Consider the following 10,439-nt stretch of genomic DNA (forward strand, 5'->3'; position numbering starts at 1 on the left):
TTTTACTTATAAATGTACTAGCTATAAAACAAATTATAGTAAGGAATATAAGTGTATAGAATATATCATGAACTCCACTAAAGAATGCATATTTTATTTGAATCAAAGATGCTCCGGAAGAGTAAATATTATCAGCTGTTACTCCTGAAATATTTAAATTAGTAAAATAAGAAGATACACTTGAGTTTAACAATCCTCCGAAAACACTAACTCCGATAGTTTGACCAAGTGTACGTATTAGTGCATTAGTTGAAGTTGCAGCACCTCTTTTTTCATATGAAGCAGCACTTTGAATAAATATAGTTAATGTATTAATTGAACCACCAAAACCTGCACCCATAATAAATACTATAAGGATTAAATAAATTAAAGGAGTGTTTGGCGTAACAAATCTAAGTAGACAAGAAGTTAATGCTAAAATTAATATAGAACTTAGCATCATAGTCTTTTCTCCATATTTTTTTAGTAGTTTAACTAATGCAAATGAGCTAAGAAGCCAAGTCATAGACATTGGAGCCATAGCAAGTCCAGAAATCTTAGCACTATACCCAAGAACATTTTGTGTATACAAAGGTGTATAAGCTTGTACAGCCATTAACATAGCAGATACAAAAAAGGCTATAATATTCATTAATATTGTATCTTTAGAGAATATATCAAATGGTACTACTGGTTCTTCGCATTTACTTTCAATAAAGTAGAAAATAATAAGAGAAGCTATAGCATATATAACATATATAACTTTTCCAGATTTAGATGAAGTAAATACACATAATAATATTGAAATTATAGCTATAGTTAAAAAGAATGCCCCAAGATAATCTATTTTAGGATTAGTATTTGATACTTGTTCATCAAGATTTCTATTAAGAAGTAATATAGACATAATTCCAAAAGGTATATTAATAAAGAATATCCAATGCCAAGATAAACAGTCTATAAAAAATCCACCAATTAATGGGCCAAGTAAACTAGAAACACCCCAAACAGAACTTAGGCATCCTTGAACTTTAGATCTTTCTTCTAAAGTAAATAAATCCCCAACAATAGTAAATGTTATAGTAAGGATAGAACCAGCACCGATGCCTTGTATAGCTCTAAATATTATCAATTGGAACATATTTTGAGAAAAACCACATAGGCAACTACCTATTAAAAATATTATTATACCAATAGAAAGTATTTTTTTTCTTCCATAAAGATCAGACAGTTTTCCATAGATAGGTGTTGATACTGCTGATGTTAAAAGATAAGAAGAAAATACCCAACTTATAAGATTATATCCATGTAGACTTTTAGCTATAGTAGGCATGGCTGTTGTTATAACAGTTCCTTCAAATGCAGCAAGGAACATAGCAACCATGATTGCTATAACTACATTACGTTTTTTAGTGTTCATCAAAAATAAGCTCCTTTCGCTAAAAACAAAATAGTCATGTCATTAAATATACACTAAAATGTATACATAATACAACAAAATATATAAAAATAAGATAACTAATATTTGTAATATAAAAAGAATAAATTAGCTCTAAATATATGGGTTAAAAGTGATAAAAATTAACACAATTTAACCCATAAAAAAGAAAATTAATTATATATGAAGCTTTTTAAAAAAATACAGATATTTTTGGATAATCCAAAATATCTGTATTTTTGTATATTTTCAGCAAAACAATAATAAAATATAGAATTTTTTTAAAGTTGGCATTATCCTTGCTTAATAATAAAGTTAAGAACTAAAACAATTTTAAGGAGGATTTTATCATGAAAGTAACAGTAGTAGGAAGTCATTTATGCCCAGACACATTATATGCATTATGTGAACTAAGAGGAAAAGATGTTGAGGTAGATTTTAAAAATTTATCATCAAGCTTACCAGATTTAAAAGAATATTTATCATTACGTGAAGGATCAGAAATATATGATGGTGTAAAAGCTGCAGGTGGTATAGGAATACCGTGCTTCGTTTTAGAAGATGGAACAAAAACATTAGATTTAAATGAAGTATTAAGCAAATAATTTAAAATAAATAAATGATAAAACTCCCTTATTTTTGAGTGAAAAGAGGGGAGTTTTGTGTTTTGGACAAAATACTGTTATAATCGCTTTATAATAAATATATTACTAGAGTATGAGGAGTAAATATGAAAAAAAGAGAATTAGCAATAATAACACTAAAAAAAGATGCAGGTGAATTATATGCAAATCAAATAAGAGAATTTTTAGGTGATAATATAAAAATAAACTTATACTCTTTTGAAAGAGGGAATATTAATTTCTTTAATGAAAAAATAATTATTCTTTCGTTAGAGTTAAAATATGAAGAAATTTCTAAAATGTGTACTAAAGATGCACAAATAATTATACCTAAGCTAACTTTTGAGAAATCTAGTTTTAAAAAGATTTCTGAAGTGGATAAAAATGAAACTGTGTTTGTATATAACTTATCTAAAAGTATGGCATTAGAAACAATAACTCTTATACATAGATTGGGAATCGGAATTCCTAACCTTATACCTTGCTATCCTGAGATAGAAAGTATTCCACCGAACTCTGTAGTTTTGACACCAGGAGAAGAACTTGTTATACAAGCTAATAACTGTGAGATTATAGATTTAGGATATAGGATAATAGATTTAGGGTGTATAGTTGATATAGCTATAAAATTAAACCTTGAACATTTGATAAAAGAAGATTTGCTAAAAAAGTTTATAGATAAAATTATTCCAACTAGTTATATTACACAAAAACTTTTAGTAACCCAAACTAAGTTAGAAAATCAATTTGACTTTTTATTATCTTCTATAGATGAAGGAATAATATGTGTAAACAATGATGGTATAGTTCAATTTTATAGTCATGTAGCTAAAGAAATATTATCCCTTAATGATAACGAAATGATTGGTAAGCACATTAGTGAATATATAAAATCTTTAGATTTTAATCAAATAAAATCTAAAGAAATTACTCAATTACAAAAGCTTATAAAAGTAAACAATATAGATATAAATTTAGATATTAGATATATTAACATAAATTTATTTAGTGGTTTTATAATAAAAATTGCTAAGTTTTATCAAGCGGAAAAGAAACAAGCAAAGCTTAGATCTCAATTACTTAATTCGGGGAATGTAAGTAAGTATACTTTTGATGATATAATTGGAAGCAGTGAAGATATACTAAACACTAAAAAAATTGCTTATAAAATGGCACAATCTGATTCATCTATCTTAATTATAGGTGAAAGTGGAACAGGTAAAGAGTTATTTGCTCAATCTATACACAGTGCTTCTTCTAGGAAGCAAGGACCTTTTGTTGCAGTAAACTGTAGTACTTTTCAAGAAGGACTTTTACAGAGTGAATTATTTGGTTATGAAGAAGGAGCTTTTACAGGTGCAAAAAAAGGTGGAAAGATAGGATTATTTGAACTTGCTAATAATGGAACTATATTTTTAGATGAAATTGGTGAGATGGATTTAAATTCTCAAGCGACTCTTCTTAGGGGAATACAAGAAAAGCAGATTAGAAGGGTTGGATCTGATAAGGTTATTGATGTAGATATAAGGATTATTGCAGCTACAAATAGAGATTTGAGGAAATTAGTTTGTGAAAATAAATTTAGAAAAGATTTATTTTATAGATTAAATGTTCTTCCTCTAAAAATTAGTCCTCTTAGAGATCGTATAGAAGATGTATTTTTAATATTTGAATCTTTTAAAAAGAATCTTGATGTTCACTTTAACCTGTCTGATGAAGTTGTAAAAGTGTTTAGATCGTATCATTGGGATGGGAATATAAGAGAATTAAGAAATTTAGCTGAATATTGTTCATATGCAGACAAAAAAGTAATAGAAGTGTCTGATTTACCAGAATATATTCTTGAATCAATTGAATCTAAAGATTATTGCTTGGAAATATTAAAGGAAAATAATAAACTTCCTATACCAAACTTTAAGAGAGATTTAAGTGATTATATGTTTATTTTAAAAAAAATAAATGAAACATATATGCTTAAACAAAGAATAGGGAGAAGAAAGCTTTATGAATATGCAGTAGAAGAAAAAATATTTTTAACAGAGCAACAAATAAGAAGTATTCTTTTAGAACTTCAAGAATTTGAGTTTGTAAAAATTTTATCTGGTCGTGGAGGTTCGATAATTACGGAAAACGGAAAAGATTTTCTTGAGCAAAATAAAGTTTAATATATAAATGATTTTGAATAAATAGGCTTAATGGGTTGAATGGTTGCCCCGTTAAACCTATTTATTTTTTTAATGGGGTAAAAAAACACAGATTTATTTAAAATATGGAAAAAAATTTAAAATTAATAATATTATTAAGTGATAAAAAAATAATTATTAAATTATATTCATTGAAATTACAAGGTTTAAAAAAAATATAAAAAAATCACATAAAATTAAAAAACTTGGCATACATATTGCTTTATATATAAAATGAAATATTAAAAAACATTGGAGGTATAACATTATGAATTATAACTTTGATGCTGTAATTGACAGAAGTAATAACTTTGCAGCAAAATGGTCAGAAATGGAACAAAAATATGGAACTAACGATCTTCTTCCTATGTGGGTAGCAGATATGGATTTTAAAACAGCTCCATGTGTAATAGATGCACTTAGAGAAAGAGTAGAACAAGGCATTTATGGGTATACAACTAGACCAGCATCTTACAATGAGTCAATTGTAAATTGGGTAGATAGAAGATATGGATGGCAAATAAAAAGTGATTGGTTAGTATTTAGTCCAGGAGTTATCCCAACTATAAGTATACTAATACAAGAAATGACTGAAGAAAACGATAAGATAATGATACAAGAGCCAGTTTATAGTCCTTTTAATAGTGTTGTAAAACAAAATAAAAGAGAACTAGTAATAAGTCCTTTGGTTAAACTAGAAGATGGAAATTATGTTATGGATTATGAAGATATAGAAGCTAAAATCAAAGATGTAAAAATGTTTATACTTTGTAACCCACATAATCCAGTAGGTAGAGTTTGGTCTAAGGAAGAGTTACAAAAACTAGGGGATATATGTCTTAAACATAATGTAAAGGTTATTTCAGATGAAATACACAGTGATATAATCTTCAAAGGACACAAGCATACTCCATTTGCATCAATAAGCGAAGAGTTTGCACAAAATAGTATAACTTGTATGGCACCTACTAAGACGTTTAATATAGCTGGATTACAAATGTCTCAAGTTATATTACCAAATGAAAAAGACTATAAAATATTAGATGATGCTTTTATTAGATTAGATATAAGAAGAAATAATGCATTTAGCTTAGTAGCTACAGAAGCTGCTTACAATCATGGAGAAGATTGGCTAGATGAATACCTTGAATATGTAGAAGAAAATATGGATTTTGCTGTAAAGTATATAAAAGAAAATATGCCTTCTCTAAAAGTTAGAAAACCAGAAGGAACATATTTATTATGGGTAGATTTTAGTGAAACAGGATTAAGTGATGAAGAAGTTGCAAAAGCTTTAGTTGAAAAAGGTAAGGTTGCATTAAACAACGGATCATCTTTTGGCACAGGTGGAAAAGGTTACCAAAGGATAAATCTTGCATGCCCAAGATCTATGGTTGAAGAAGGATTAAGTAGAATAAAAAAAGCAATAATGACTTAATTATAAACAAATAAAACACTTAAATAAGCAAATGAAAAAATTTATTTAAATAACATTAATGGGGGAAAATTACGCGATGAGCAAAAATATTGAAAAAAGAAAGCCTACATTTAGATTTGCAGCTTTAGTAATGATTGCAATTATATCTTTAACTACGATTGGGATGGTAAAATTTGATGCATCTATAACTACGATGTTCTTGTTATCTTGGTTAATAGTTGTTCCTGCAGCTATGAAATTAGGCTATACGAATAGTGAAATAGAAGAGTTTGGATTCTCAGTTGGAAAAGATGCTTTCCAATCTAATTTAATTATACTTTCAGTTGGGGTGTTGATAGCTACTTGGATAGCAGCTGGAACTATACCTACTATAGTTTACAGTGGACTTACAATAATAACACCTAAGTATTTCTTACTTACAACATTAATAGTATGTTCTTTAACATCTGTAGCTACTGGAACTTCTTGGGGTACTTTAGGAACTTCTGGGATAGCGTTAATGAGTATAGGAACTAGTATGGGTATTCCTGCTGGGCTTACAGCTGGTGCTATAATATCAGGTGCATTCTTTGGTGATAAGATATCTCCATTATCTGATTCTACAAACCTAGCTGCTGCAGTTTGTAAAACAGATGTTATTACACATATAAAGCACATGACTGGTACAACAGTTCCTTCTTATATTATATGTGTAGTTTTATATACAGTAATAGGATTTAAATATGCTAATAATACAATAGACTATAATCAGATAAATCAAGTAATGAATATTTTAAATGATAACTTTCATATTGGATTTGTAGCTTTACTTCCTATAATATTCTTATTTGGATTACTTTTATTACAAAAGCCACCTATCGTTTCGATACTATCATCTGCTGTTCTTGGAGGTATTATAGCAGTAGTTCAAGAAGGACAAAATATTGGTAATTTACTTAACTATATGTTAAATGGATATTCTATAGACACAGGACTAGTTTATGCAGATAAATTATTAAATCGTGGTGGAATAATGAGTATGGCTGAAACTGTGTTACTAGTATTTATAGTGTTTGTAATAGCTGGTATACTTCAAAAAACAGGATTCTTAGAAGTATTATTACAACCTATGATAGATAAAATCGGAAATTCTAGAATTAAGTTAGTTGGAGCTACATTTGTAGCTAGTTACTCTGCAAATGCATTTAGTTCTTCTATGATGTTTACATCAGTATTTGTTGGAACTGTAATGTCTCCTTTATATAAAGAGTTCAAGTTAAAGCCTGAAAACTTATCTAGAATAATAGAAGATACAGCTACACTTGGAGGTCCATTAATACCTTGGAATTCTAATGCTATATTTTGTAGTCAGACATTAGGTGTTAGTCCATTTGAGTTTATACCATATTGTTTCTTAAGTTGGATAACTCCTATAATATCATTCATATACGGTGTTACTGGATTTAGCATGAAAAAGTATACAGAAGAAGAGCTTAAAGCACTTGAAGAAGAAGCTTCAGTAACTATATAAAAAATAAGGAGCAATTAGCTATGGAATTTCATTATTATTATTTAATTCAAGATATTGTAGGGGTGATGATAGGATTTGTAGGTATAAGGCTGTTTACTTTATGCATAAGAATGATTTTATCAGGAAAAAATTCTAAAAATTCAATTTTGCTCATAATTAAATATTCTTTGGTTGCACTTTCAGGAGCTAATTTATTAATTAATGAATTTGGATTAAGGTCTTGGATTATAAGTATAATTTTGATTTTCCTATCAAATATAATTACACCAAAAAATAGAACTAACATGCCTTAAATAAAAATAAAATCTTAAATATGGGATATAAATTCATGAAAAAAGTCTGTGCTTTTTATATTATACAGATTGGTTACTAAATAATGATTAAGGAAGGCTAATTAAAGTGATTATGCATTTATACTCTCTAAGCATTTTTTTTGTTTAAAAGTACATAATAAGCTTGTACAATTAATCATAAAAAATATATGGAGGTAGAAAAATGAAAAAAAAATCAAATGTACAAAGTAATACAGGGATGACAAATATACAAAGTAATGCAGGAATGGCAAATCTAGAAAGCATGCAGGAAATTACGAATATGCAAAGTAATACAATAATGCCAAGTCTAGAAAGTATTCAAGGAACTTCAAAGTTACAAAATAATGAAGGAATGGAAAATGCACAAGCTATACAAGAAATGTCAGATATGGAAGTTAATCAAGGTGCAACTATTCAAAATAATGAAGGAATGCCAAATATGCAAGGTAATACAGGTATAATAGGTATGCAAAGCAGACAAAAAATGTCAAGTATGCCAAATAATAAAACAAGCAAATAAGTTGGATATGCATTTATGTTAAAGAAAATAAAGATACTAACAAGAAGTTTAGGGCTACTACAACTTAGGTTAGGAATGTGGTTAAGAGCATGTAAAGAGGAACTGATAAAAATCAGTTCCTCTTTTGATTAATGTACTTATTTTATTATGAGGAAATTGCTAGGAAGCTTGGAATTACTACAACTCAGGTTAGGAATGTGGTTAGGGGCATGTGATTGGTATAAAATCAATAGATTTCTTATTTAGTATAAGTAGCAAAGAACCGTATAATAAATAAATAGACAAATGTACTTATATAAAATAAAGGAAATAACAAGGGAATTATACCAAAGAATCTGAGAGGAATGTAAATGAAAGAAAAAAAACATCAAAAAATTAAGGAAAATACAGAATCCACAATAGACGATGAAATAAAGCATATAAATTTAAAGTTTAAGGCATTATTAAATGTTATACCGTATATGGCATGGTTTACAGATATAGATAGCAACTATTGTGAAGTAAATAATGAGTTTATTATACACTGCGGTAAAGAATTAAAGGATATAAAGGGAAGAGGACATAAATATGTGTGGGAAGGAAAAATTGGAGACGAATGCAGGCAATATGATTTAAAGGTTATTAATACAAAGGAGGATCTTATATCTGAGGAAATAGTACCAGGCAAAAGGGGGTATAGACGTTTTAATGTACACAGATCACCAGTAATAGATGAAAAGGGTGAAGTAATAGGAGTAATTGCAGTTGCAAGGGATATTACTGAAATAAAAAATAGAGATACACAATTCCAAATACTTATTGAAAATATACCATTTGAAGTATGGCTGCGCGATAAAGATGGAGTGTATGTAAATGCAAACACTAAATTTGCAAAATCTATAGAGACAACTGTAGAACAATTAGTAGGTAAAAATTTAAAAGAATTCTATAATAAAGAAAAAGCAGATGAAATTCTTGAAGAAGATATGAAAGTTATGTCTACAAAGCAATCTATTAAATTTACAAAAGATATAGTAGAAAAAAATAAAAGAAAAAATATAGAAGTATATAAAACTCCAGTATTTAATATAGCAAACGAAGTTATAGGAATAGTTGGTACATTAGTAGATATAACAAAAATAAAAGAAGCAGAGAATGAAATAAAAAAACAAGCATACACAGATTCTCATACAGGACTTTTAAATCGTAGAGCTTTATATGAATATATGAATAATAAGTTTAAAGGCAATAATATAACTATGATGATCATGGATGTAGATAATTTTAAACAAATAAATGATACTTATGGTCACCATGTAGGAGATAAGGCATTAATAAAGATAGCTAATAAATTAAAAGAGTTGTGCCATGAAGATTCTATATTTCGATTTGGTGGGGATGAGTTTATAATAATTTTTAGAGATATGACAGATAAAAAAATTATAGAAGATAAAGCTAGACAAATTTTAAGTGAAATATCTAAAATAGAAGGTAATGAAAGGCAAAATGATAAAATTAATGTGAGTATAGGAATCTCGATTTGTAGATGCGATGGTGAAAATTGCATAGGTGAAAATTGTAAATTAATTACAATGGCAGATATAGCGCTGTATAAGGCTAAAGAGTGTGGGAAAAATAGATATGTATTATATACAAAAGGGCTAGAGGATGAAAGAATTTTAAAATTTAACATAGAAAAAGATTTGAATAGAGCCATAGAAAAAGATGAAATAAGAGTGTTTTACCAACCACAATATACAAAAGATAATAAATTAAGAGGCTTTGAAGCTTTATTTAGGTGGGACAATGAAAAGTACTCTCATATACCTATAATAGAAGTCATTGATGTTATGGAGAAAAGTGATTTAATAATCAATATAGGTAATGAAATAATAAAAAAAGCATGTACATTTGCTAAAAAAATAAATGAAAACAGAAATGATAAAATAATTGTATCTTTTAATGTATCTTCTGTTCAAATAATGGACGATAAATTTATAGAGTTTATGAAATGTATATTAAAAGAAACAGAAGTCTGTGCAAGTTGTATAGGAATTGAAATAACAGAAACTGTATTACTTGAAAATATAAAAGAAAATATACAAAAATTAAAGGAGCTAAAAGAATCAGGAATCAAAATTGCTTTAGATGATTTTGGAACAGGATATTCATCCTTTAATTACTTAGTAAAACTACCTTTATCAGAAGTGAAAATAGATAAAAGTTTTGTAATAGGAATGGATGTAGGAAAAGAATATACAAATCTTATAAAATTAATTATAGATTCATGTCATTCGTTAAAATTACCTATAGTAGCAGAAGGAGTGGAAACACAAGAACAATTAAAGGTATTGAAGGGTATGGATATTGATTATATACAAGGATATTTATTCTCAAAGCCATTAGAAGAAAAAGATGCATTAAATTTAGTAATAGATTAAAATAACCTCCTTTA

The 10,439-nt window shown here is 27.8% G+C and carries 8 protein-coding genes; 7 read left to right on the forward strand and 1 reads right to left on the reverse strand.

All coding sequences use genetic code 11. From position 1 onward, the window contains the following. Positions 1-1,399: MDR family MFS transporter (locus VLM92_RS15885; RefSeq protein WP_325277295.1), on the reverse strand; the 1,399-nt coding region annotated here is incomplete at its 3' end. Positions 1,400-1,767: 368 nt separating this feature from the next. Between VLM92_RS15885 and VLM92_RS15890 the strand changes: the two genes are divergently transcribed. From VLM92_RS15890 to VLM92_RS15920, 7 genes are all read left to right on the forward strand, one after another. Next, positions 1,768-2,022 (forward strand): glutaredoxin, encoded by a 255-nt coding sequence (locus tag VLM92_RS15890; protein WP_325277296.1) that lies wholly within the window; start codon positions 1,768-1,770, stop codon positions 2,020-2,022. A gap of 125 nt (positions 2,023-2,147) precedes the next feature. Next, positions 2,148-4,205, forward strand: coding sequence for a sigma-54 interaction domain-containing protein (locus VLM92_RS15895; RefSeq protein ID WP_325277297.1), 2,058 nt, complete (start codon positions 2,148-2,150; stop codon positions 4,203-4,205). Positions 4,206-4,491: 286 nt separating this feature from the next. Further along, positions 4,492-5,661 (forward strand): MalY/PatB family protein, encoded by a 1,170-nt coding sequence (locus tag VLM92_RS15900; protein ID WP_325277298.1) that lies wholly within the window; start codon positions 4,492-4,494, stop codon positions 5,659-5,661. A gap of 76 nt (positions 5,662-5,737) precedes the next feature. Next, positions 5,738-7,171 (forward strand): Na+/H+ antiporter NhaC, encoded by a 1,434-nt coding sequence (nhaC, locus tag VLM92_RS15905; protein WP_325277299.1) that lies wholly within the window; start codon positions 5,738-5,740, stop codon positions 7,169-7,171. 20 nt (positions 7,172-7,191) lie between these two features. Next, the gene (locus VLM92_RS15910) at positions 7,192-7,464 is read left to right on the forward strand and encodes a hypothetical protein (protein WP_325277300.1); all 273 of its coding nucleotides are present in this window, start codon (positions 7,192-7,194) and stop codon (positions 7,462-7,464) included. A 202-nt stretch (positions 7,465-7,666) separates the two neighbouring features. Beyond that, positions 7,667-8,005, forward strand: a complete 339-nt coding sequence (locus VLM92_RS15915) for a hypothetical protein (protein WP_325277301.1) — start codon at positions 7,667-7,669, stop codon at positions 8,003-8,005. A gap of 350 nt (positions 8,006-8,355) precedes the next feature. Then, on the forward strand, positions 8,356-10,425 hold the full coding sequence (locus VLM92_RS15920) for a sensor domain-containing protein (RefSeq protein ID WP_325277302.1): 2,070 nt from the start codon (positions 8,356-8,358) through the stop codon (positions 10,423-10,425). The last annotated feature ends 14 nt before the right edge of the window (positions 10,426-10,439 follow it).

The sequence above is a fragment of the Romboutsia sp. genome (genome assembly GCF_035470145.1).
GTDB lineage: Bacteria > Bacillota > Clostridia > Peptostreptococcales > Peptostreptococcaceae > Romboutsia_D.

Coding starts and splice junctions, on each gene's coding strand:
- VLM92_RS15915 (WP_325277301.1), top strand. CDS start 7,667: ATGAAAAAAAAATCAAATGTACAAAGTAATACAGGGATGACAAATATA.
- VLM92_RS15910 (WP_325277300.1), top strand. CDS start 7,192: ATGGAATTTCATTATTATTATTTAATTCAAGATATTGTAGGGGTGATG.
- VLM92_RS15920 (WP_325277302.1), top strand. CDS start 8,356: ATGAAAGAAAAAAAACATCAAAAAATTAAGGAAAATACAGAATCCACA.
- VLM92_RS15890 (WP_325277296.1), top strand. CDS start 1,768: ATGAAAGTAACAGTAGTAGGAAGTCATTTATGCCCAGACACATTATAT.
- nhaC (WP_325277299.1), top strand. CDS start 5,738: ATGAGCAAAAATATTGAAAAAAGAAAGCCTACATTTAGATTTGCAGCT.
- VLM92_RS15900 (WP_325277298.1), top strand. CDS start 4,492: ATGAATTATAACTTTGATGCTGTAATTGACAGAAGTAATAACTTTGCA.
- VLM92_RS15895 (WP_325277297.1), top strand. CDS start 2,148: ATGAAAAAAAGAGAATTAGCAATAATAACACTAAAAAAAGATGCAGGT.